This is a genomic window from Acinetobacter junii CIP 64.5, from assembly GCF_000368765.1.
Classification (GTDB): domain Bacteria; phylum Pseudomonadota; class Gammaproteobacteria; order Pseudomonadales; family Moraxellaceae; genus Acinetobacter; species Acinetobacter junii.
In genome coordinates, this window is the sequence record NZ_KB849655.1 from 47,195 (window position 1) to 71,650 (window position 24,456).

The window sequence follows — 24,456 nt, forward strand, 5'->3', positions numbered from 1 at the left end:
GATTCTGACTTATGACAACCCCTTTAAATGAACGTCGTATTGCAAATGCAATTCGTGTCTTGGCTATGGATGCTGTGCAACAAGCAAACTCAGGGCATCCTGGTGCTCCAATGGGGATGGCAGATATCGCTGACGTAGTTTGGCGCGAATTTTTAAATCATAACCCAACAAACCCACAATGGGCGAACCGTGACCGTTTTGTATTGTCTAATGGTCATGGCTCAATGTTGCAATATGCATTATTGCATTTGACTGGTTATGATTTGTCTATTGAAGATTTAAAACAATTCCGCCAATTACACTCTAAAACTCCTGGTCATCCTGAATATGGCTATGCACCAGGTATTGAAACAACAACTGGCCCATTAGGTCAGGGTATTGCGAATGCAGTAGGTTTTGCTTTAGCTGAAAAAACGTTAGCTGCTCAGTTCAACAAAGACGGTTTAGATGTTGTTGATCACTTCACGTACTGTTTCCTTGGTGATGGCTGCTTGATGGAAGGTATTTCGCACGAAGTATGTTCACTTGCAGGTACTTTAGGTCTTGGTAAGTTGATTGCTTACTACGATGACAACGGGATTTCAATTGATGGTGAAGTAGAAGGTTGGTTTAGTGATGATACTGAGCAACGTTTCAAAGCTTATGGCTGGCAAGTGCTTCGTGTAGACGGGCATGACGCTGATGCGATTCGTCAAGCAACTGTTGAAGCGAAAGCTGAAAGCAATAAACCAACGATCATTATCTGTAAAACGATTATTGGTTTAGGTTCTCCAAATAAGCAAGGTAAAGAAGATTGCCACGGCGCTCCACTTGGTAAAGACGAAATCGCTTTAACACGTGAAGCATTAGGTTGGAAAGAAGAAGCGTTTGTTATTCCAGAAGATGTGTATGCAGCTTGGGATGCAAAAGCTAAGGGTCAAACTTCTGAAGCCGCTTGGAATGAATTGTTTGCACAATACCAAGCAAAATATCCAACTGAAGCAGCTGAATTGTTACGTCGCATCAACGGTGACTTACCTGCAGAATTTGCTGCACAAGCCGATGCATTCATCGCTGAAACAAATGCAAAAGCTGAAACAATTGCAACTCGTAAAGCAAGCCAAAATACGTTACAAGCGTTTGGTCCATTACTGCCTGAATTATTAGGTGGTTCGGCTGACTTGGCTGGTTCTAACTTAACACTTTGGAAAGGTTGCCAAGGCGTACAAGATAATCCTGCGGGTAACTACGTTTATTACGGCGTTCGTGAATTCGGTATGACCGCAATTGCAAACGGTGTAGCTTTACACGGTGGTTTTGTTCCTTACGTTGCAACATTCTTAATGTTTATGGAGTATGCGCGTAATGCGGTACGTATGTCTGCATTAATGAAGCAACGCGTGATTCATGTATATACACATGATTCAATCGGTTTAGGTGAAGATGGTCCAACACATCAGCCAATTGAGCAAATTGCATCATTACGTGGTACGCCTAATTTAAATACATGGCGTCCATGTGATACGGTTGAAGCGGCTGTTTCTTGGAAATCTGCTCTTCAGCGTAAAGAAGGTCCAACAGCATTAATCTTCTCTCGTCAAAACTTGCCATTCCAAGCACGTAATGAAGCTCAAATTCAAAACGTTGCAAAAGGTGGTTATGTACTTGCTGAAGAAAAAGGCGAGTTGAAAGCAATCATCATTGCGACTGGTTCAGAAGTTTCATTGGCGATGGAAGCATATGCGCAGCTTGAAGGTGTGCGTGTTGTGTCTATGCCATGTGCTGAAGAATTCATGAAGCAAGATGCTGCTTACCGTGAAGAGGTATTACCAGCACATATCCGTGGACGTGTAGCAGTTGAAGCTGCCCATGTGGATTACTGGTGGAAATTTGTTGGTTTAGATGGCAAAGTGATTGGTATGACCACTTATGGCGAATCTGCACCAGCGAAAGATTTGTTCCAATTCTTTGGTATCACGACGGAAGCAGTTGTCGCTGCTGTTAAAGAATTGACTGCTTAATTGAATTAAGAGTTAAAAAGCGTCCTGAATAGGGCGCTTTTTTTGTGAATGAAATTAAATGCTAAGTTCAGTTTGAATTGAAATATTCGACGTCAAAAATTTATGAACAGGGCAGCTTTCTGCTACCTTTAACAGACGTTTGTGCTGATCTTCGGTAAATTCACCTTTAAGCATGATCTTACGCTCAATGTTATTTTGACCAGACTCTGGTTGACCATTTGGATTCAATGAAAGATCTACTTGAACGTGTTCAAGTTTAATTCCTTTGTGATTGGCGTACATTTCTAAGGTGATCGTCGTACACGCGCCCAGAGCAGATAATAATTGTATTGGATTTGGTGCAGTATCTTGACCGCCTTTATCTGCAGGTTCATCAGAATACCAAGTGTGCCCAGAAGTGTTCGTCAGTGTAACGCGATAGGGAGTTGATGTGCTGAGTGCTTGGGTAGAATAAGTCATGATTTACCTTGTTGTGAATCTTTTAAAATAAAAAAAATCATAGATCAATCGAGAATACGAATGAACTATCCAATTGTCTAGTATCGAATCTGTATAATCATATTGAGTTTAATACGCGCTGTAACCCTTTTATTGTTGCACTGATGAAACATATCGTTTTATAAAGAATAATGAATAAAAATACTTGATGTATACACTAATCACTATATCAAACAAGGATACGAAAAATGCAATTTAAAACATTAAGCTTAGGTTTAGCGGTTGCCATCGCAAGTTCTGTAACTTTAGCTGCGCCAGTAGACTATAAAATTGATCCAACACATACAGCAACAGTATTTAGCTGGAATCACTTTGGTTTTTCAACTCCGAGCGCGAATTTCACTGATATTCAAGGCGTGATTAAAGTTGATAATGCTAAACCATCAAACTCTTCTGTAGATGTGATTATTCCAATCAGCAGTGTGAATACAAATGTTCCTGCTTTGGATAAAGAGTTCCAAGAAGAAGCTTGGTTTAACGCAGCTAAATATCCGAATATCACTTTTAAAAGTACTAAAGTAGAAACTAAAGACAAGAAACATTTCAAAATTACGGGTGACTTAACCGTTAAAGGTGTGACAAAGCCTGTGGTTTTAGATGCTGTGCTGAATAAACAAGGTGAGCATCCAATGGCAAAAGTACCTGCAATTGGATTTAATGCAACGACTTCATTTGATCGTTCTGCATTTGGTATCGGAAACTATGTTCCGAATGTAGGGGATAAGATCACTGTAAATATTACAACTGAAGCAACTGCTGCTAAGTAATACCGAAGTACTCAAACTTCAAAAAAGCTCACGCTCAATAGCCGTGAGCTTTTTTATTTGCTCATTATCTAGAGAAAATGACTATGTGGTAGCATTAAATGCTTCTGAATAAGTGACATAACCACTTGGTATGTGGTCGGTAAAAGCAAGAATTTGAAAATAGTCTGCTGGAACATCTTCTAGGATCAATCTAGCATCAGCCTTAAAGCCAAATTTACCATAATAATTAGGATCACCGAGTAATACGCATCCTTTTGCATTTAGTGCCTTGATCTTATTCAAACCTTCTTTGATAAGTTGAGAGCCTATACCATTTGCTTGATATTCTGGTAGAACTGAAATAGGACCTAAACCATACCAATCTGTCGCACCATCTGAAATAGAGACGGGTGAAAAGGCAATATGCCCAACAACTTGATTGTTAATTTCAGCGATTAAAGAAAGGGTTAACTGATTGTTTTCTCTCAGCGCATTTACAATGAATTGTTCGGTGTGGCTTGAATATTCGACTTGTGAGAATGCTGATTGTGTTAAATCAAAAATGGCTTGGATGTCAGTGTTCTGTTCATTACGGATTCGAATGTTCATTTTAGTTACCTAGTATTTTTTTAAATCACTGATGAAGCAAAATCATGTTATTGCTTCATCAGATGATGATTAAGGATGTTTATTGATTATCGAGTTGAGGTCGTACGTTTCTAAGCCCATTCAAATTGATTTGATAGGGTTGACCTTCCTGTGATTTGATCAATCTTTTCTTTTTAAGTTTTCGAAAAACATCGAGTGTGCAATCAGATAATACAAAACCTTCACGGCTATAACATTCTACAGCAATGATTTGTCCTGATTCATTTTTGAGTTTTACGATTTTTCCGCCTTTTGCTAAGACGTGTAAAGTCCTTTGTTCAGACTTGGATAGGTTCATGTTGGAATCCAGATATTAAGTAATCAAAAGCAAAGATAGGCATGAAGCCTGAAAATTCGCGTTGATAACCCATTTCAAATTTTCATTGAAATATGGTTATCAGATTACTGCTATCTCCAACATAAAATCCTCGATGTAGATTGGATATGAAATTTGCTAATCAATATATAGCTTGTGATATAAAAAGTAAAATATTATGTGAAATATACTGTGTTTTGGGTGCGAGAGTTAAGGTGTATAGCCTTATTTTTATGATTAACTTAAGATGCAAGTATCGATGTATTTCCAATATTTGAATGCACAGCACAAATATTCTTTTCAAGGTAGGATAGGATGGATAATCAGAAATTCATACAGCAGGCCGTCGATTTAGCACTAGAAAATGTAAAACGAGGCGGTCGACCATTTGCTGCTTTGGTTGTAAAAAATAATGAGATCATTTCAACAGGTGTAAATCAGATTAAGTTGACGAATGATCCGACAGCACATGCTGAACTGCTCGCATTACGAGAAGCAGGTCGTTTATTATCTACTCCAAATTTAGAAGATTGTACGGTTTATGCAAGTGGGCAACCTTGTCCAATGTGTCTAGCTGCAATAAGAATGGCTGGAATTTCAAAAGTATTTTTTGCATTTTCCAATACAGATGCTGAACCATTTGGTTTATCAACTGCGAAAATTGCCGAATTATTGAGAGTTGAACCTCAATTTCAAGAGGGTTTAGAGTTTACTCAATTAAAATCGAATCACTGCTCAGATTTGTATGCAATTTGGCAAAGACAACAGTAGATTGGATTGCGAAGAGTTACTTTTAGATTAGTAACTTATTGAAAATCTATATTACTTTTTTGCATGCTTTTCTTTTAAAAGTAAGTATGCGGGAAGAGATTTTTTCGCTTGACGGCGAATCATGATTTTTATGTATAAAACGATCGCAAAGCAGGCTGTAGCAATTGTAAGCATCAGGCTATTCATATAACTCATTAAAGAGCTAACATAACCAATCGTAGCAATACGCCGTTGCATCCTTTCAACTTGCGTACTGGATTCAATACCTGTAATCGCCCATGTGCAAAGGTGTTCACAATTATTGATAATCAAATGGTAGTGATTTTCATGCATACGTGATCGCATGCGACGTACAACTGCCTTAGCTTTATATTTCGGTGATTCATAATAACGAATATGAATAGGCTTATCACGAGCAAAACGTTCTAGTGTTGTTATTTCAATAGGATGTTTTTTGAAAATATGTGCAAAGCCTGAGTAGTGAATAACTCTTCCACGACCTGCATAGATGCCATGATGGCTATAACCAAAGTGTTTGACGATGAGATGAGCGCCAAGATAAAAACGTTGATGTTTTTGCTGCATGCCTATTCAAGAATATTGCATTTTACCTAGCTATTTTAGTGAAAAAAGATGAATCTATCGAGCATAATTCATCAATCAATTATGTGAATATGTGTTGAGTTTGTATCTGTCATCTAAATCGAGGTTATATTCTAGCGTAGGTACTTTTGTGATGGTGAGGAATTTGAAATTGTTGTTGAATCGATGTCTATTACTATCATGTATGGTATTTCAAGCTACCACAGTTTTTGCATTTGAATATCAGAGTATAAAATTCGAGGATGTTCAATTTGAAGTGATAAAGGTCGACGACTTAAAGGATTTGCAATTATTTTTAAAAAATCCTCGAACAGGTGATTTCTATCAAAAGTTTTCGAATATTCAAAGCGACTTAGCTGCATGTAAAGAATTACGTTTTGCGATGAATGCTGGGATGTATCATCCCAACTTTGAGCCTGTGGGGTTGTATATAGAAAAAAAGAAAAAGCTTTCTGAATTAAATGAATCAACTGGTTTTGGTAATTTTTTTATGCAACCAAATGGTGTAGTAGCGTGGAATGATCATGGTGCTGTCATTCATTCAACAGCAGACTATAAGAGAGCAAACTTTACAGCAAATTTCGCGACACAATCAGGACCAATGTTGGTGCATAAAGGACTAATAAATTCTCAATTTATAAAGGATTCAAATTCTTTAAAAATTCGTAATGGTGTTGGGGTACGGGATGATCATTTATATTTCGTGATTTCAGAACAGCGTATAAATTTTTATCAGTTTGCAAAGTTCTTTAAACATCAGTTGAGAGTAGATGAAGCTTTGTATTTAGATGGATCGATTTCTAGCTTGTATTTAAAAGACATTCAACGTAATGATAGAAAATATAATTTAGGACCAATCGTTGGATTAACACATCAAATGAATTGTAAGTTATAGAACCCTAATCCTCTCGTTCAGAAAAGATTAGGGTATTATTTTTATTGGATTGGTGGGTTGATCATCGCAAGTAATTCTTTACGACTATAACCACGAGAAATCAGGACTTTTTTGATGCCTTTAATCACATCTTCATCTGTAGCTTTTACTAAAGCCTCAAGAAGTTGTTCATTTGATTTGCAAGAGCAATCATTTTCAACACAAGAGGTTTGATTCTTGTGTTCGTTATATTGTTGATCAGCATTCAACAATTTTTGCCAAAAACTCATAGAGCCTTCATATACAACCTAACATAGATCGAAATATAGTCACTTTAAAATAAAATACAAGTCAGCATAAGTGATAAAAGCAGCAGTTGAACTTCAATTTTTTCGATGATTTTTAATGTTATTAACGAAATTATGACAACTTAATGACTTGACCGTTGATATTTCAAAGTTTTTTTATAAAAAACTCAAATAAAAAATAGAGAGTTATAAAAACTCTCTATTAAAAATGCTTACATTGAAATAGTTTGTTTAAATTTTTTCAAGTAATACACCAGACTCAACATGATGCGTAAAAGGGAATTGATCAAACATAGCAAACTTCTGAATGCGGTGTGTTTGTGTCAATATTTTTAAGTTATCGTGTAGCGTGTCTGGGTTGCAAGATATGTAGATAATACGTTCAAAACCTTGTAACAGCTTGAGCGTTTCGTCATCAATGCCTGCGCGTGGTGGATCAACAAATACAGTGTCAAAGTCATAGCTTTGAATATCAATTTCAGCTTCTAATAAACGTCTAAATGTACGTTCACCTTGATAGGCTTGGGTAAATTCTTCAGCTGATAAACGTGCTACTTGAATATTATCAATTTGATTCTGCTCAATATTCCATTGCGCTGCATGAACTGATGATTTAGCAAGTTCAGTTGCAAGAACGCGTTTAAATTTCAGAGACAGTGGTAGAGTAAAGTTACCATTACCGCAATACAGTTCTAGTAAATCTTTTTGAGCACCTTCCGCAGCATCACAAGCCCATTCAAGCATATGTTGGCAGACTTGAGCATTAGGCTGGGTAAAGCTGCTTTCAATTTGTTTGTATTTGAAAGTACGTCCATGAACATTAAGTTGCTCAACAACGTAATCATCTCCAATAATGACCTTTTGACCGCGGCTACGTCCCATAATTTTAATATTTAATTTATCAGCAAGTGCTTTTGCTGCACTTTCCCATTCTGCATCCAAACGGCGATGGTAAATCAGCGTTACCAACATTTCGCCACTTAAAGTGGATAGGAAATCTGCTTCAAAAATACGTTGCGAAAGAATCGGAGTTGCTTTTAATTCTTCTAGTAGTAGTGGCATTAAATTATTGATACTGCTATCAGCAATCGGGAAATCATCGATACGAATAACAGCTTTTTGCTTACCATCTTCAGCACGTTCAAACATGGCATAAAACAAATCATCTTCAGTGTGCCAAATACGGAATTCTGCACGCATACGAAAATGTTGCTCAGGTGATTGAAATACTTCTAAAGCAGGGGGATTGAACGGTGCAAATTGTGCGGTGATTCGTTCAACTTTCTCTTGAAGTTGCTGTTGGTAAGATACGGTCATAAAAAAGAAAACTGTAGGTAAAAACTAAAGGGGAATGGTATCAAAAAAAGCAGTAAAAGGTGCAGGGAAATTATGATTATCCCTGATTTAAACGAATTGGTTTCATTACATGATGGTGTGGAAATTTTTGTAAAAACCATTTGTCTTAAAAGTAGAAAATAAAAACCCGAACCATGTAGAACATGGTTCGGGCTGGGATGAGGAACGACTGAAGTTCCGCAAGAGACTTAAATTAGTCTTCAGATAAAGTCATTAAACTCGCATTACCGCCGGCAGCAGCGGTATTTACACTAATAGCTCGCTCAATGACTAGACGTTCTAGAGGAATCTGCTCATCTGTCTTGAGATGAGTAATGCTCACGATTGCTCCAGAACGGTTCGCAATTTTCGTTTGCAGTTCAGTTAATTGTTCAACTGAACCATGATGTAAAACAGCATCAAAAGCATCTTTTTCGATGTCTGAAATCACTTTAATTGCTGCTAACACATCTTTGGGTAAAGATTTCTGATGCTTAGCCAAGAAAGCATTATCTTTAGTAACAGCAGCAGTACTGCTTACTGCGAAAATCGCTAGTAACTGCTGTAACTGGCTCACTTCATCATTTGCGATAGAAAGCACACGATGACGAGGTAAGATAATGTATTGGTTACTTTCACCAGTAGGACCTTGCAACTCATAGAATTTACCAACGCCAAATGCAGGAATCGTTGGAATTGCTTGAGGCATATTTTGCTTAGCCCAATTTAATAAGTTTTGGTAAGCAACATTTGAAACTGCTTCAAATGTTGAAACTTCTGATTTAACAGCAAATGGTGTTGCTAAGACTTTTTCAGAACAATGTTCCATCAAACGATACATATATAATGGACCGCCTGCTTTAGGACCTGTACCAGATAAGCCTTCACCACCAAATGGTTGCACGCCAACAACTGCACCAACGATATTACGGTTGATATATAAGTTGCCTACTTCTGCGCGTTGAATGACAGTATTAATCGTTTCATCAATACGTGTGTGTAGACCCATCGTTAAGCCGTAACCTTTTGCATTGATGCGATCGATCAATTGCTCAAGTTCACCATACTTATATGTGATGATATGCAATACAGGACCAAATACTTCACGCTCTAAATCATCAAGGTTTGGTAATTCGATCGCAGTTGGTGGAACAAATGTGCCTTGAGCAAGTGCTTGTTGGCTTACAGCATCGTTAAACATCAATTGATGAACAGGGTAGCCCTTTGATTTCATCTTTTGAATGTGATTATCAATGGTTTGTTTTGCTTCAGTATCAATTACTGGTCCAATATCAGTTTTTAAGATAGCAGGATTACCTACGATCAACTGTTTCATTGCACCTTTCAACATTTTCACAACTGTTGCAGCACTATCTTCTTGAACACATAAGATACGAAGAGCAGAACAACGTTGACCTGCACTATCAAATGCAGAACTTACCACATCCAATACGACTTGTTCGGTTAATGCAGATGAATCAACGATCATGGCATTTTGACCACCTGTTTCCGCGATTAACGGAATTGGTTGACCATTCGGAGATAAGCGTTTTGCCACAGTTTTTTGCAAGATTTTTGCAACTTCTGTAGAACCTGTAAACATGATGCCTTGGATACGATCATCTTGGCTCAATTGCGCGCCAACTGTTTCACCGCGACCAGGTAAAAGTTGAACCGCACCACGTGGTACACCAGCTTCCCAAAGCATTTGAACTGCTTGAGCTGCAATCAATGGAGTTTGCTCAGCTGGTTTTGCAATCACACAGTTGCCGCTTACTAACGCAGCTGCAATCTGACCCGAGAAAATCGCAAGAGGGAAGTTCCATGGGCTGATACATAAAACTGTACCTAATGGCTTCACTTGTGCATTTGCAGGTAAGTTTTCAATTTGAGTTGCGTAGTAACGTAAGAAGTCTACTGCTTCACGCACTTCTGCAATCGCATTGGCATAGGTTTTACCACTTTCACGGCAAAGTAATACCATCAATTCTTTGATGCGAGCTTCCATCAAATCCGCAGCGCGTTTTAAGCAAGCTGCTCGTTCAGTTTTGTTTGTCGCAGCCCAACTTTGCTCTGCTTGTACAGCTGCTTCTAGTGCAATTTGTACATCAGCGCTAGTTGCCTCGTTTACATAGCCTACGATTTCACTATTTTGTGCAGGGTTTGTAATTGCAAGAGCATTACTTTGATCATGGACTGTTGATTCAAATCCAAGTAATGGCGCACTTTTCCAGACGTGATTACGAAGTTTTTGGGCTGTAGCATCTAAGTCTGCAAGCGGTGTATCGTTGTTTAAATCGAAACCATTTGAGTTTGGACGCAACGGATATAAATCATGCGGAAGTGGAATCGCAGGATGTTTTAAACCAAGCTGACCTTCTTCTTTTGCAGCAGTTTGAATATCTTTGATAGGTGATTGAATTAAATCATCTACTTTTAATGTTTTGTCTGCAATGCGGTTTACAAATGAAGTGTTTGCACCATTTTCAAGTAAACGACGAACTAAGTAAGCCAATAGAGTTTCATGATTACCAACTGGCGCATACACGCGACATGGAATACCAAGTTTACCGTCTTCTTTTGAACCCACAACTTGTTCATACAGTGGTTCACCCATGCCATGCAAGCATTGGAATTCATATTGACCAGGATAGTATTTGCTTGGATCAGCTAGATTGTAGATGGTTGCAAGTGACTGTGCATTGTGTGTTGCAAATTGCGGATACACTTGATCAGGTGCAGCTAGAAGTTTCTTCGCACAAGCAATGTATGACAAATCTGTATGTACTTTACGTGTGAACACAGGGTAGTCAGTCATACCTTCAATTTGAGCTTTTTTGATTTCGCTATCCCAATACGCACCTTTCACTAGACGAATCATAAGACGTTTGTTGCTGCGTTTTGCGAGATCAATGATGTAATCGACAACGAAGAAACAACGTTTTTGGTAGGCTTGGATAACAAAGCCAATGCCTTTCCAGTTTGCAAGTTTAGGTTCGAAGCATAGACGCTCTAACATTTCCAAAGAAATTTCTAAACGTTCCGATTCTTCAGCATCGATGTTTAAACCAATATCATAATGCTTAGCTAAACATGCGAGTTCGAAAACTTTGTTATAAAGTTCATGATGAACACGACTGATTTGCGAGCGTTGGTAACGAGGATGCAATGCTGAAAGCTTGATAGAAATACCAGGACCATCATATACGCCACGACCATTAGATGCTTTACCAATCGCATGAATCGCTTGGGTATAGTCGTTGTAATAGCGTTCAGCATCGTGATCTGTGAGTGCAGCTTCACCTAACATGTCATAAGAGTAACGGAAACCTTTATGTTCAAGTGGCTTAGCATGTTCAAGTGCTTCTTCAATAGTTTCACCAGTAACAAACTGTTCACCCATCATACGCATAGCGACGTCAACCGCTTTACGAATAATACCGCGACCACTACGTGCCAATAAGCCCGTTAATACACTCGATAAACTTGTTTGTTTTGGAGTTTCCATTAACTTTCCAGTTAACATCAAACCCCAAGCAGCAGCGTTTACGAACATGAGGCTACTTTGACCTACGTGCTCTTTCCAGTTGCCTTGGTTGATTTTGTCACGAATCAAAAGATCACGTGTCGCAGTATCTGGAATACGAAGCAATGCTTCTGCTAAACACATGAGTGCCACACCTTCTTGAGAAGAAAGTGAGAACTCCTGAAGTAAACCTTGCACGATACCTGCTTTACCAGCAGAACTTTTGCGTTCACGTAGATTATTCGCTAGATCAAATGCAAGTTCATAAATTTTTTGATCGAGATCTGGAGAGATATTTGCAGCTTCAGCAAGTTCAGTGACAGCTTTAGGTTCAGCACGTCGCCAAGCTGTATTAATGCGTTGCTCAAACTCACTTTTTTCTTTAAATTCGGTGATATAACCACCATCGTTGTGAGCTGTGTCCATTTGTGCGGGAGTATCCAAAGTATTCATACTAAATTCCAATAACAATCTCTAGAACATATTGAGTAGAGAGGTTTAGATAATTTATGATTACAGAATAAAACCCGAGTAACTCACTATATTTAGTCCATTTTTTAGAGGAAAATTCAGTTGAATGGCCCTATTTCTACATTAGATCGAACAGATCTAAAAATTCTGGATATTCTTCAAACAGATGGAAGAATTTCTAACAGCAAATTAGCTGAATTAGTGAACCTATCTCCTACAGCCGTCATGGCTCGTGTGCAGAAGCTTACAAAGGATGAATTTATTCTAGGCTATGAAGCAAAGCTTAATCCAGCGAAGCTTAATGCGAATTTTTTAGTGTTTGTTGAGGTACTGTTGGATAAAACGACTCCAAACGTACTTGATGATTTTATTGATGCAGTAACGCAATACCCTGAAATCGTGGAATGCCATATGGTGAGTGGAGGCTTTGATTTTCTAATCAAATTGCGCAGTGCCGGGATGGAGGAGTTTCGTCGCATTGCAGGGCAGATTTTGTGGCAGTTACCTGGTGTCAAAGAAACACGGAGTTATCCCGTGATGCAGGTTGTGAAGGATAGCTCGAAGATAAAAATCAAATCGAGGACAAAATTTTGAATCAAAAAAAGGGGCTTTAAAGCCCCTTAAATTTTTGAAGAATTATTTCATGTCTCTAGCATAGATTTCTTCAGCTTGTTCAAAGCGGCTAGTAACATTTGCATTTGGTGCTTTACCAAGCAAACTTACAACCACGATGCTGACAAATGCGAATGCGAAACCTGGAATAATCTCGTAGATGCCTGTTTCACCAAAGAAGTTTTTCCAAACAATCACGGTAACTGCACCGACAACCATACCCACAAGTGCACCGTTCAATGTCATACGCTTCCAGAACAATGAAAGAATAATCAAAGGACCGAATGCTGCACCGAAACCAGCCCAAGCATAAGCAACCAAACCTAAAACTTTACTGTCAGGGTTTTGAGCTAACACCAGCGCAAGTAATGCAACTGCAAGTACCATTGCACGACCAATCCAAACGAGTTCTTTTTGAGACGCATTTTTACGGATAAAGCCTTTGTATAAATCTTCAGTCAAAGCACTTGAACATACCAGTAACTGACAACTTAGCGTACTCATAATTGCAGATAGAATTGCAGCTAAGATGACACCTACAACCCAAGGGTTGAATAAGATTTTTGTGAGTTCCATGAATACTGTTTCATGGTTACCTGCTACCGCGGCAGCAAGTTCTGGGTGTTGCTGGAAGTAAGCGATACCAACGAAACCTGAACCAACAGCACCAGCTAAACATAGAATCATCCAAGTCATGCCGATGCGACGAGCTGCTGGAATAGATTTTACTGAGTCAGCTGCCATGAAGCGTACAAGAATGTGAGGTTGACCAAAATAGCCTAAGCCCCATGCTGCTGCTGAGAGGATCGCAACAAAACTTAGATTCGAGACAAAGTCGTAAGCATGTGGGCGAGCAGTTTCTACCAAAGCAGTAAATTCTTCTGCGCCAATTCCTAATGACATGTATGTCACAATTGGAAGAAGCAATAAAGCGAAGATCATTAAACCTGCTTGGAAAGTATCCGTCCAGCTGATTGCTAAGAAGCCACCAACACACACATAGCCAATTGTTGCAAAAGCACCTAACCATAAGGCAGTTTCATAAGGCATATGGAATAGTGTTTCAAACAATCGAGCACCAGCAACCATGCCTGAAGCACAGTAAATTGCAAAGAAAACCAGAATGATCAACGCAGATGTGACACGCAAAATTTTCTTCTGATCATCAAAACGACCAGTGAAATAATCTGGTAATGTCAGTGCATTATTCTGTACTTCGGTATGAACGCGTAGACGTCCAGCAACCAAATACCAATTAAGCCATGCACCGATGATTAGCCCGATCGCAATCCATGATTCTGATAATCCAGTCAAGTAAATGGCACCAGGTAAACCCATGAGTAACCAACCACTCATATCCGATGCACCAGCAGATAAAGCGGTGACAAAACTACCTAGACTACGTCCTCCGAGAATATAATCATCTAGGTTTTTGGTGGAGAAATAGGCGTATAAACCTATACCGAGCATGGCAAGAATATATACCACGAACACAACAACGGTGGGATTAGAAAAATTCATAATGGATGCCTGTCCTTACATATCCATAATTTTGCAATCACATCTGAATAGCCAAAAATGATTTACTATTCTAATAAGACTGATAAGGTCACAGATTCAATCACGAATGATTTTTAAAAAACTGTTATAATTATGTATCTAAATTGTATTGTTTGTGTAATTTAAATTAAGTGTATGAATCTTAATTTCTTTATTAAATAAATTAGACTTTTTTATCATAACAAATGTATTTTATTTGGGTGAAAAATATTCAAAATATTCATATCTGTTACAAATCTGAAACATTTACTTTTAAAATTAAAAAAATATACGAGAAGCATCGGCTTTAGTGGCTAATTTGAGTCCAAGTTTCGTAGTTTATTATCTCAAAATGCTTATATTTTGAACTGAAAATTAAGGTTTATGACTAATATTCTGAGTTTTTAAGATAATCAAAATGCTTATGCATAAGTTTTTATAAAGTTTTAGATGCTAAACATCATGGTTTTGCTTGCGATAGCTTAGCTATTTATAGTTGTTTTAGAACAATACTTGTTCACCAGTTGTTAGCTTTAGTAAATGGGCTTAACCTCATCAAACTTTTTATAACTATCTAATAAAAAACCCAGTGATCAAACACTGGGTTTTTTTAAATAGAATCGAAAATTACAAACCTGATTCATACTCTGTATTTGAAAGTAATTTTTCAACATCAGCCATATTGTCTGGTTTGATTTTGTAAATCCAACCTTTTCCATATGGCTCTTCATTGACAAAGTCAGGATCATCTTCAAGTGCAGTATTTACTTCAACCACAGTTCCTGAAATAGGAGCATGGATGTCAGAAGCTGTTTTTACAGATTCAACAATTCCAGCTTGTTCAGTAGCCGTAACTTGGCTGCCAACTTCTGGAGTTTCTACATATACTAAATCACCTAACTCATCTTGAGCGTGATCAGTAATACCTGTAACAACAAGGTCACCCTCGATTCTTACCCATTCATGCGTGCGCGCATATTTCAAATCTTCTGGATGATTCATGACAACTCCTTAAAAATCTGTCTCATCATTTTTGTTTGGCTTTATACAGGTTTTTCAATAAAAACAAAAGCATCAATAAATGATGCACTGAAAATATTACAAATATGGGTCTTTACGCCAGTTACTCGGACTACGACCACTCCAACGTTTGAATGCACGACTGAAGTTGGCGACATCAGAATAACCTAATTCATCTGCAATTTGTTCCAAACTATAATCTGTTCGGGAGAGTAGTGAAGTTGCATGACGATATCGAACTTCATCGACTAGTGTTGAAAAAGATGTTCCTTCAGCAGCTAATTGTCGTTTGAGGGTACGGTCAGACATATGAAGGCGTTCTGCAACACTCTCAATACTTAAATAGTGTTGCTCAGAATTGGTTAAAATATCACGAACACGCATCGCTAGACGACGACGCTCACCCAATGCTGATAATTCAGATTCACATTGGTTAATTGCGATTTGGCTTGCGATTGGATCAGCATTCACCATTTTTAAACCAAGATATTTTTTATCAAAACTCGATATTAAATGTGGCTGGTTAAAACGGATCGTACTATTCAACTTGTCTTTATATTTATCAAAACCTTCGGGTTCTGGAAAATCTAGATCCACTTCACTTTGAAGATCTTCAATACCAGTTAATGCCTTTGCCATGGTCATGATGCCAATCGTCAGCCCTAGAATAATCTCCGTTCTGAGTGGCTCTACATCAATATCACATTGCAGTTGTAGGGTGGCTTTGGGACCAAAAGTCGAGAAATAAAGTTGTAAAAAAGGTAAGCGTAATTGGATGAAACGACTCGCAAGGGCTATCGCATCAGTAATTTCATGTGCGGTCATAATGGCATAGCCAATAAAACCGTGAATTGAAATACGCATCTGTGTGCCTAAGTGAAAGCCAAGTGTACTTTCACCTGTCAGGCGTAATGCATGTTTTACTAATTCGTTTGCTACAGGTGTTGGAATTCTATAGTTAGGATCTGCTAGAAGTTCGCTAGTCAAATGAAATGGAGCAAATAAAGTTTCATCGTTGTATCCCCAACGTGAAATGACATCTAATAGCAATAAGCCGTAAACGCCTGGTATTCCTTGATCTTGACGAGTTGAGGTTGTTTTCATGTGCTTTCCGTGGCGCTCATCAATTTTTGCCCATATCTTTTAAACATCTAGGTCTCGAACATATTTGCATGAAATAAAAGATTGAATCATAAAAATTGTTGGACAAGAGAGTCACCAAATGTTCAAAAATCAAGAAGGTTTTCTAAAAACCATAATTTTGGTATTAGATATTAATAACACATCACCGTGTTGGTTCAAAGCCTGTGTTACGTAGCTGACGATACCACGATCATTTTTAGTTTTTGATGGCACAATTGCAGTAATTTCAACTTCCACATGGATTTTATCGCCAACCCGTGTTGGCCTTGGCCAACGTAAACTTGACTCTGAACCCAGTAAACCGCCTGCAATAGGGAAACACTCAGTCCAAAGACGCATCGTTACGGCTGATGTATGCCAACCACTTGCAGCTAAGCCTTGAAAAATTGGATGTTGAGCTGCTGCTTGTTCATTGAGATGAAAGGGTTGAGGGTCGTATTGACTTGCAAACTGTTTAACTTCTTCAAGTGTCATTTCATACTCACGACTGATGAAACGATCTCCAATTTTCAAATCTTCTAAATACAACATTATTCTTTATCCTGCTGAGTTACTCGTTGCTCAACAAGAAAACCGCCTGTTTGACGTTTCCATAGTTGGGCATACAAGCCATCATTTGCAATGAGTTGCTCATGTGTGCCTTGCTCGACAATTTTGCCTTGATCAAGAACAATGAGACGATCCATTTGTGCAATAGTAGATAATCGGTGTGCAATTGCAATAACCGTTTTGCCTACCATCAAGTCATTTAAACTGCTTTGAATTGCGGCTTCAACTTCAGAATCTAACGCGCTGGTTGCTTCATCAAGTATCAAAATAGGGGCATCTTTGAGGAAAACTCTCGATATTGCAATACGTTGGCGTTGTCCACCTGATAGTTTGACACCACGTTCACCCACATATGCATCGAAGCCTACACGACCTTTTTGATCACTTAGTTGAGGAATAAACTCATCAGCCTTTGCTTTTTTAACTGCTTGATATACTTCATCAAGGGTAGCGTTTGGTCGACCATATTTAATATTTTCCGCAACAGTGCGATGTAGTAGAGAGGTGTCTTGGGTGACCAGTGCGATATTTGCACGGAGACTATCTTGAGTCACTTGATGGATATCTTGACCATCGATAAGAATACGACCCTGATGAATCGAATAAAAATGTAGAAGCAGTTGGATTAACGTTGATTTTCCTGCTCCTGATCGACCTACAATGCCAATTTTCTCACCAGGTTTGATGGTTAGATTAAAGTGATCAATAACGTTTTTGTCGTTATAAGCAAAACTGACATTTTCAAAACTAATTTCACCATGAGGGACTTTGAGTTCAGTGGCATCAGGTTTGTCTTGAATCTCGATTGGCTTACCTAAGGTTTTCATACCATCTTGAATCGTACCTACATTCTCAAAAAGCATGGTGACATGCCACATGATAAACTCAGCTAAGCTATCAAGTTTAAGTACCATTGCGGTTGTGGCCGCGATTACGCCTAGTGCAGCTTGACCTTCAGTCCAAAGCCAAACTGATGTACCAATAACACTAATAAAGAGAAATGCGCTAAGAAGACGAATACAGATTTGATATTTGACAGCCAATCGCATTTGCTTATAAACAGTCACCATGAATTCTTTCATGGATTCTTTTGCATATTGGCTTTCACGACCAGCATGTGCAAATAATTTCACTGTTTGAATATTGGTGTATGCATCAGTAACACGTCCTGTCATCACAGCTCGTGCATCGGCTTGCTCTTGAGAGACGCGACCTAGTCGAGGAATAAAGTAGCTCGCGATACCGATAAACAATGCCAACCATAAAAGTAATGGAACAATAAGTACAGGCGAAATTGAGCCAAGTACAAGACTAATCGTAATGAAATAGATAAGTACATAGACCAACATGTCGCCTAAAATCATCCAAAATTCACGCACAGCTAAAGCTGTTTGCATAACTTTGGCAGAGAGTCGACCTGCAAAATCCGTATGGAAGAAATCTAAACTTTGTTGTAAGAGTAAATTGTGAAAGCGCCAACGCATACGCATTGGGAAATTACTAAATAACACCTGATGTTTAATAATTGATTGAATACTTACAAAAAATATATTCGCAAATAAAATGCTAATAAGGATAGTCAGATTCTGTTGATTCGTTGCTATAAAGGTATCAGGTTGACTTTTACTGAGCCAATCAACTAGTTTTCCGATATATGAAAAAAATAAAGCTTCAAAACAAGCAGCAGCTGCAGCACATAAAATCAGTATAAATAAAAAAGGTCGAACGCCCTCAGTGGCTTGCCAAACAAAAGCAAAAAAAGTGGTTGGTAATGGTTTGTTTAAGTCTTTTGTTGGATAAGGATCAACTAATTTCTCAAACCATTGCAACATCTAAACTTTCCCCTTGGCCCAAAGTACTAACTTAACTTCAACCTGTAGCATATCAGAAAAAATGTATAGAAAATCACAAAAGGTAAAAATGATAACCAATGGTAAAAATTGATAAAATTATAGCCCGTAATTAAGTGAAACTAAATTTACCATTGCAAGTGAGGAAAGATAATTTAAAGTCTACTTTAAATTATCTTTTTTGTTTTGATCTAAACTTAAATCTTAACTGACTTTTGAGCGATGGTCTTGTTGCTCAAAGAACTTGACGGCAGGAGATTGAGCCATATATGCCAATGCTTGTTCCGTATTGCCTTCATCGACAGGATTAAACTTTGGCGAAACCCAGCGTAGCGTTGCTTTCCACAAATATTTAATTGTAGGAAGATGGTCTGTCTGAGTTGCAGTTTTTTCAAACTCGCGAATGAAATTAAAGAAACTTTGGCGAACGATCTTTTGCATTTTCTCATACTCTAAATCTTGAGTTGCTAAACCACGGGCAAAATCAGCAAGTAGATAAATGAACAGAGGAAAGATCACCATCATGATCGCTTGACGAGATAGATAGAAGCCAAATTTATTTTTTACAAGATGCTCAAATAAATCATAGGCTACACAACGATGTTCTACTTCTTCAGCTAGATGCCAACGAAACAAATCAGCCATAGCTGGGTCTGCTGAATCCCAAGACTTACTTTCTAGTGTCCAATGACCAATAGTTCCAGTGAAATGTTCAATCGCAGCGATAATACCAACACGGAATAATAACCAATATTCTTCAAGCGCTTTATTTCTAAGTATTGGAAGTCCCAAAGGCTTATCACCTAAAAGTATATTAAATAAGAAGTGGGCGCGATTTAGTTGATCTTGAACGTCGTAGCCATTCTCCCGTAAAAAATCTTGTACATTTTCATGAGCGCGAGCATGGGTAGTTTCTTGGCGAATAAATCCAATAACATCTTCTTTTAATTTTTCATCTGTTATCAGAGGGAGGGTTTTATTAAATACGCGACAAAACCAAAATTCACCAGCAGGTAAAAGCATGTTGATTCCATTTGCCACATGAGAACAAAGTGGATCGTTTTTCATCCAGCACACTGAAGATTCTGAGAAGTCGAAATGCACTTTTCTAGCTTTGATTTGGTGGCTTTCTAAAATCATATATGTCACCCAAATGAAATTACGAATTATTTTGATGCATCATTTTTAGCATTGCATCAAGTTGCATTCCATGTGCTTTGAGGACGAATAAGCATCATTTTCTAGTGTCTAATAATAAAAATAGGCAGCCAAGGAGATGGATCAACTCAAAATCAAGATTTTATTGAATCTAACTTTTGTTTTATTAAAACTATGCGATAAAAACCAAAATTTATTCATCAGAGGGGTATATACTGAGAGTGAAATACAAAAACTGAATAGGATAAAGAATATGTTGTTAAAGTTTACGCTTCGATTTGTCGCTGTTTTATTTTCAGTCTTAATTATTACAGCACTTTCAATTCACTTTTTCTTTTCCGAGAAAATCGTTACGGATTTATGGATTATTGTCGTTCCTGTAATTTTAGGTATACCTATGCTCACAGCAATTACGCTTACTAAAGATGAAGAGTTAAATTTGTCTTAGTTTAAAAGAGCTTAAACTGACTTTAAAATACTTAATAGCCCGAGAGATATAGTTACTACACCTTTCAGGCTATTTTTATATGGGCACCTTAAATTATTTGCTCAACGTTATTAGTATTTTGATGATTCAAAGCTTGAAAATCATGTCCTGATGGAGCTTGATAAATTCTCAGTCCAAACTCTGGGATAATTGCAATTAAGTGATCAAAAATATCAGATTGGATTGCCTCATAAGAAGCCCATGCAATTGTATTGGTGAATGCATAAATTTCTAAAGGTAGTCCTTCGCTTGTAGGTTGTAACTGACGCACCAGAATAGTTTGATGCTGTGCGATACCTTGATGTTGACGTAAGTAAAATTCAACATATGCTCTAAATGTACCAACATTTGTCAAACGTCGCTTGTTGTATTGCGATTGATTGCTGAGTTGTTTGTTAAACTCATCAATTTCAGACTGTTTTGCATCTAAATATTGATCTAATAATAAAAACTCTTTTAACTTCTGTTGTTCTGTATCTGTCATAAAGTGAACAGTGCTTTGATCAAGAAAAATCGAACGCTTTATGCGACGACAACCAGAGTTACTCATTCCGCGCCAGTTTCTAAATGTATCAGTCACAAGTTTGTTGGTTGGGATGGTTGTAAATGTCTTATCAAAGTTTTGTACCGTCACAGTATGTAATGACATATCAATTACGTCACCATCCGCGTTTAGCGATGGCATTTCTATCCAGTCACCAATGCGCACCATGTCATAAGAAGATATTTGAATACTTGCAACTAACGACAGAATCGTGTTTTGGAAAACTAACATTAACACCGCTGCCATCGCACCAAATCCAGCCAATAAAGTAAATACATCTTTTTTAAGGAAGGTGCCTAGGATCATCAGACCACAAACGACAAATAGGATTAACTTGATGAGTTGAAGATAACCTTTGATGGGTTTGTTTCTGGATTTTGGGTTACGTTGATAAAGTAAGTTAAAAATATTGAGTGCTTCACTAACCGTTAAGGCTAGAGTCAGGAAAATAAATGCCTGAGCACCCATTTGTACAAATGTAATCACTTTGGCTGGGAGATGCGGAATGGTCGTAATACCATTCATAATCACAATAGCAGGGACGATATTTGCAAAGCGACGAGTAATACTGTGTTGCGCAAAGATTGATTGATTTGGTGATTTTAATTTGGTGATTAAATGTCTAATACCACGAACGATAATTCTTTTAGCAATAAAGTTTGCCAAAGCGGCAAAGAAAATCAGAATTGATAAAGCGACTAACATTTCTAGCCAAGGGTATTGGCTCAATTCAGTTCGAATATCGCTAATAAAATTAAAATAATTCAAAATAAAAACACCTTAAAATTCTTTAATGCGAGAATTGTAAGGTGTTGAATTGAATTCTGATAATTTGCTGACAGTTTATATACGAACTGTAAGGTGTTATTACATTCAATTACCACATCAGATCATCAGGGATCACATATGCTGCGTAAGGATCTTCTTCATCTGTAGTTTGGTCATTTTTCTCATCTTTATTATTAACCAAAATGAAGCCTTGCATTTTTTGATCAATTTTCTCGGCTAAAGCCTTTGGTAGATATGCGTATTGTTCCTGATCTTTTGCGACAACAAGAGAACCTGATACCAGCGCATTATAAATTTGTTGATTGATGTAAACTTTTTTGATCTTGTTCTCATCAATAAATTGATAAGCAATATCACCCTCTGTATTTTCAACTTTATGTTGTTTGATCATTTGAATGATCGAGGCTTTCAACGCTTTTTCTTCAAGAATTTTTTGCTTTTCTAAATTTAATGCCTGATCTTTTGCTAATTTCTCTTGTTTTGCACGATCAATTTCAGCTTTTAATTCAGCATCATCATTTTGTCCAGTGCGCTGTTCGTGCTGAGCTTGTTTGGTTAGTTTCTTCGCTTTTTTATTATCAACTAAGCCCGCTTTAAGCAATTGAGCTTGTAATGCATTTTTTACCATAATTCAATCCAAATCTGAGTGTGATGAAGAGCGAAAATAAACGATCCAATAAGTCATACTTAATACAAGACTCAGTCCTGCAGGTATGAGAAAAGTTTGTAATTTTAAATAAGGATAAAGCAAACTGCCAATCAATCCACCCACTAAAAAACCCGTAAAAATTAGAAAATGTAAAAAAATACGCCTATTTTCAATTTTTAAACCTCGAACTTTGTAGCCAATTGTCAAACCAATATCTGTCAAAACTCCAGACAGATGTGTGGTGCGAATGATTGCTCCTTTGTAATGGCTAACCATTGCATTTTGAACACCCATTGCAACGCAAGCCCAAAGAAGACCATAACGAGGGAAGTAAGGGAGGAGCAGCCATGTGAGGAATAAAAATATAGCAACAAGGCTGAGCGGAAATCCATAATGGTGACCAAAAGTCACATTACTATTTCCTAAAATCAGTCCACTATAAAAGGAACCAATAACGAAACAAATAACAACTAAAGCTAAGTAAATAAAGTGGTCAGGTTGCCAGTCCAGTAAGCTCATTGCAAGCATACTGACATTTCCAGTCATATGAGAAACAGATTGATGAAGAACGGTAAATAAGCCTAAAACGTTTACCATTCCTGCATTCAATGCCAATAAAAAAGCACCGATTTGAATCCAGTTTGGTAAACGTTGTAAAGGCATAATAACCTACGATTATTGACGGTTACGAAAATCTACTGCAGCAGTGAATAAAACATCAGTTGATGAGTTTAATGCAGTTTCAGTTGAGTCCTGCAAAACACTAATAATCATACCAATAGCAACCACTTGCATTGCGACTTCTGATGATATACCAAATAGGCTACATGCAACAGGGATTAGCAATAAAGAACCACCAGCAACACCAGATGCACCACAAGCGGATACTGTGGCAACAACTGATAAAATAAGCATTGTGCTTAAATCAACGTGAATACCCAACGTATGTACTGCAGCTAATGTTAATACAGTGATGGTTACAGCTGCACCCGCCATATTTACTGTTGCGCCTAGAGGAATCGAAACACTCGCAGTTGCTTCATTGACACCTAAACGATGAGCTAAATCTAAATTCACAGGAATATTCGCTGCTGAGCTGCGCGTGAAAAAAGCAGTAATACCACTTTCTTTCAAACATTTGAAAACTAATGGATAAGGATTCGAGCGCATTGTAACTCCAACAAGAATTGGATTAATTACAAGAGCAACGAAGAACATCGTACCAAGAAGTACCGCAAGTAAATGGGCATAACTTGAAAGAGTAGCCAAACCTGCATCAGCAAAAGTAACAGCGACTAAACCGAAAATACCGATTGGAGCGAATCCAATAACAACATGAATGATTTTATTGACCGCATCTGCAACATCTGTAAGTACTTTTTTGGTTGTATCAGAACTATGACGCAATGCGATGCCTAAACCAATTGCCCAAGCTAAAATTCCAATGAAGTTTGCTTCACTAATTGCTTGTACTGGGTTTGCAATAAAGCTTAAAAGAAGATTTTTTAAGATTTCAGCTAAACTACCAGGTGCTTGTAGTTCTGATTGTGTAGTTAGATGAAGAAACAACTGACTCGGGAAAACAATACTTGCAATCACTGCACTAAATGCAGCGAGTAGCATACCGACTACATAGAGGGTCATGACAGGTTTTAAGTTTGAATGCTGTCCAACTTTAAAATTCGCAATTGAAGATAACACAAGCACGAAAACTAAAATGGGTGCAACAGACTTCAAAGCTTTAATAAACAATTCACCCAATAAACTTAAATAAGGTGTAAAGTTAGGAAACAGCATTGCCACGCCAATTCCTAAAAAAATAGCGATAATAATTTTGGTAACTAAACTTAAGCGAGACAGTACACTAAACATATAAAGGCCTTACAAACCCATGTGCGGTTTAAGGTTAAACAAGCGCCGTATTCTATACCTAACCACCCTGAATAATAAAATTTTTTTTGATGATGAATTAATTAAAAAATTGCGTAAAAATTAACATAATGTTTTTGCAAATGTTTTA

General features: G+C 37.7%; 23 protein-coding genes. 6 read left to right on the forward strand and 17 right to left on the reverse strand.

The genetic code is table 11. From position 1 onward, the window contains the following. Positions 1-11 precede the first annotated feature (11 nt). A complete protein-coding gene (gene tkt, locus F948_RS05975; protein ID WP_004961512.1) occupies positions 12-2,000 on the forward strand; it encodes a transketolase in 1,989 nt (662 codons plus the stop codon). Between the two features lie 54 nt (positions 2,001-2,054). Here the strand turns inward: tkt and F948_RS05980 are convergent, their stop codons facing one another. Then, a complete protein-coding gene (locus F948_RS05980; RefSeq protein ID WP_004961515.1) occupies positions 2,055-2,459 on the reverse strand; it encodes an OsmC family protein in 405 nt (134 codons plus the stop codon). Positions 2,460-2,686: 227 nt separating this feature from the next. Here F948_RS05980 and F948_RS05985 point away from each other — a divergent pair, with 227 nt between their 5' ends. Further along, a complete protein-coding gene (locus F948_RS05985) occupies positions 2,687-3,265 on the forward strand; it encodes a YceI family protein (protein WP_004915385.1) in 579 nt (192 codons plus the stop codon). An 81-nt stretch (positions 3,266-3,346) separates the two neighbouring features. Here F948_RS05985 and F948_RS05990 read toward each other — a convergent pair whose 3' ends face one another. Both F948_RS05990 and F948_RS05995 read right to left on the reverse strand, forming a co-directional pair. Next, entirely contained in the window at positions 3,347-3,853 is a 507-nt protein-coding gene (locus F948_RS05990) for a GNAT family N-acetyltransferase (RefSeq protein WP_004961520.1), read from the reverse strand. A gap of 79 nt (positions 3,854-3,932) precedes the next feature. Then, complete coding sequence (locus F948_RS05995) at positions 3,933-4,190, reverse strand: YjhX family toxin (protein WP_004961522.1); 258 nt, start codon at positions 4,188-4,190, stop codon at positions 3,933-3,935. 333 nt (positions 4,191-4,523) lie between these two features. On the opposite strand from F948_RS05995, the gene F948_RS06000 reads away from it, so the two are divergent. Continuing rightward, the gene (locus F948_RS06000) at positions 4,524-4,979 is read left to right on the forward strand and encodes a nucleoside deaminase (RefSeq protein ID WP_004961526.1); all 456 of its coding nucleotides are present in this window, start codon (positions 4,524-4,526) and stop codon (positions 4,977-4,979) included. Positions 4,980-5,030: 51 nt separating this feature from the next. Here F948_RS06000 and F948_RS06005 read toward each other — a convergent pair whose 3' ends face one another. Then, positions 5,031-5,564: a lecithin retinol acyltransferase family protein gene (locus F948_RS06005; RefSeq protein WP_004954724.1), complete on the reverse strand. Its 534-nt coding sequence runs from the start codon at positions 5,562-5,564 to the stop codon at positions 5,031-5,033. Between the two features lie 151 nt (positions 5,565-5,715). Here F948_RS06005 and F948_RS06010 point away from each other — a divergent pair, with 151 nt between their 5' ends. After that, on the forward strand, positions 5,716-6,477 hold the full coding sequence (locus tag F948_RS06010) for a phosphodiester glycosidase family protein (RefSeq protein WP_004961530.1): 762 nt from the start codon (positions 5,716-5,718) through the stop codon (positions 6,475-6,477). Positions 6,478-6,518: 41 nt separating this feature from the next. On the opposite strand, the gene F948_RS06015 is transcribed toward F948_RS06010, so the two are convergent. The 3 genes from F948_RS06015 to putA form a co-directional block, all read right to left on the reverse strand. Continuing rightward, entirely contained in the window at positions 6,519-6,746 is a 228-nt protein-coding gene (locus F948_RS06015; protein WP_004954718.1) for a hypothetical protein, read from the reverse strand. Between the two features lie 249 nt (positions 6,747-6,995). Next, positions 6,996-8,081, reverse strand: coding sequence for a tRNA (uridine(54)-C5)-methyltransferase TrmA (gene trmA, locus F948_RS06020; RefSeq protein ID WP_004961537.1), 1,086 nt, complete (start codon positions 8,079-8,081; stop codon positions 6,996-6,998). Between the two features lie 232 nt (positions 8,082-8,313). Further along, on the reverse strand, positions 8,314-12,078 hold the full coding sequence (gene putA, locus F948_RS06025; protein WP_004961542.1) for a trifunctional transcriptional regulator/proline dehydrogenase/L-glutamate gamma-semialdehyde dehydrogenase: 3,765 nt from the start codon (positions 12,076-12,078) through the stop codon (positions 8,314-8,316). Positions 12,079-12,198: 120 nt separating this feature from the next. Here putA and F948_RS06030 point away from each other — a divergent pair, with 120 nt between their 5' ends. After that, positions 12,199-12,690, forward strand: a complete 492-nt coding sequence (locus F948_RS06030) for an Lrp/AsnC ligand binding domain-containing protein (protein WP_004915403.1) — start codon at positions 12,199-12,201, stop codon at positions 12,688-12,690. Positions 12,691-12,732: 42 nt separating this feature from the next. Here the strand turns inward: F948_RS06030 and putP are convergent, their stop codons facing one another. From putP to F948_RS06060, 6 genes are all read right to left on the reverse strand, one after another. Next, on the reverse strand, positions 12,733-14,229 hold the full coding sequence (putP, locus tag F948_RS06035) for a sodium/proline symporter PutP (RefSeq protein WP_004954704.1): 1,497 nt from the start codon (positions 14,227-14,229) through the stop codon (positions 12,733-12,735). Between the two features lie 645 nt (positions 14,230-14,874). Continuing rightward, the gene (gcvH, locus tag F948_RS06040) at positions 14,875-15,249 is read right to left on the reverse strand and encodes a glycine cleavage system protein GcvH (protein WP_004915409.1); all 375 of its coding nucleotides are present in this window, start codon (positions 15,247-15,249) and stop codon (positions 14,875-14,877) included. Between the two features lie 96 nt (positions 15,250-15,345). Continuing rightward, the gene (locus tag F948_RS06045) at positions 15,346-16,371 is read right to left on the reverse strand and encodes an AraC family transcriptional regulator (RefSeq protein WP_004961546.1); all 1,026 of its coding nucleotides are present in this window, start codon (positions 16,369-16,371) and stop codon (positions 15,346-15,348) included. A gap of 129 nt (positions 16,372-16,500) precedes the next feature. Continuing rightward, complete coding sequence (locus F948_RS06050; RefSeq protein WP_004961550.1) at positions 16,501-16,941, reverse strand: MaoC family dehydratase; 441 nt, start codon at positions 16,939-16,941, stop codon at positions 16,501-16,503. Beyond that, positions 16,941-18,791 carry an ABC transporter ATP-binding protein gene (locus F948_RS06055; RefSeq protein ID WP_004961553.1) on the reverse strand — a complete coding sequence of 617 codons (1,851 nt, stop codon included), beginning with the start codon at positions 18,789-18,791 and terminating at the stop codon, positions 16,941-16,943. The genes F948_RS06050 and F948_RS06055 overlap by 1 nt, the downstream gene beginning before the upstream one ends. Before the next feature lie 222 nt (positions 18,792-19,013). After that, complete coding sequence (locus F948_RS06060) at positions 19,014-19,949, reverse strand: metal-dependent hydrolase (RefSeq protein ID WP_017397512.1); 936 nt, start codon at positions 19,947-19,949, stop codon at positions 19,014-19,016. 271 nt (positions 19,950-20,220) lie between these two features. Here F948_RS06060 and F948_RS06065 point away from each other — a divergent pair, with 271 nt between their 5' ends. After that, positions 20,221-20,415 (forward strand): hypothetical protein, encoded by a 195-nt coding sequence (locus F948_RS06065; RefSeq protein WP_004915424.1) that lies wholly within the window; start codon positions 20,221-20,223, stop codon positions 20,413-20,415. Positions 20,416-20,503: 88 nt separating this feature from the next. Here F948_RS06065 and F948_RS06070 read toward each other — a convergent pair whose 3' ends face one another. The 4 genes from F948_RS06070 to sstT form a co-directional block, all read right to left on the reverse strand. Further along, positions 20,504-21,766: a mechanosensitive ion channel family protein gene (locus F948_RS06070; protein ID WP_004961559.1), complete on the reverse strand. Its 1,263-nt coding sequence runs from the start codon at positions 21,764-21,766 to the stop codon at positions 20,504-20,506. 109 nt (positions 21,767-21,875) lie between these two features. Continuing rightward, entirely contained in the window at positions 21,876-22,415 is a 540-nt protein-coding gene (locus F948_RS06075; protein WP_004915432.1) for a DUF2058 domain-containing protein, read from the reverse strand. Positions 22,416-22,418: 3 nt separating this feature from the next. Further along, complete coding sequence (locus F948_RS06080; RefSeq protein WP_004961562.1) at positions 22,419-23,099, reverse strand: YoaK family protein; 681 nt, start codon at positions 23,097-23,099, stop codon at positions 22,419-22,421. Between the two features lie 12 nt (positions 23,100-23,111). Next, positions 23,112-24,308, reverse strand: coding sequence for a serine/threonine transporter SstT (gene sstT, locus F948_RS06085; protein ID WP_004915436.1), 1,197 nt, complete (start codon positions 24,306-24,308; stop codon positions 23,112-23,114). Positions 24,309-24,456: the final 148 nt, after the last annotated feature.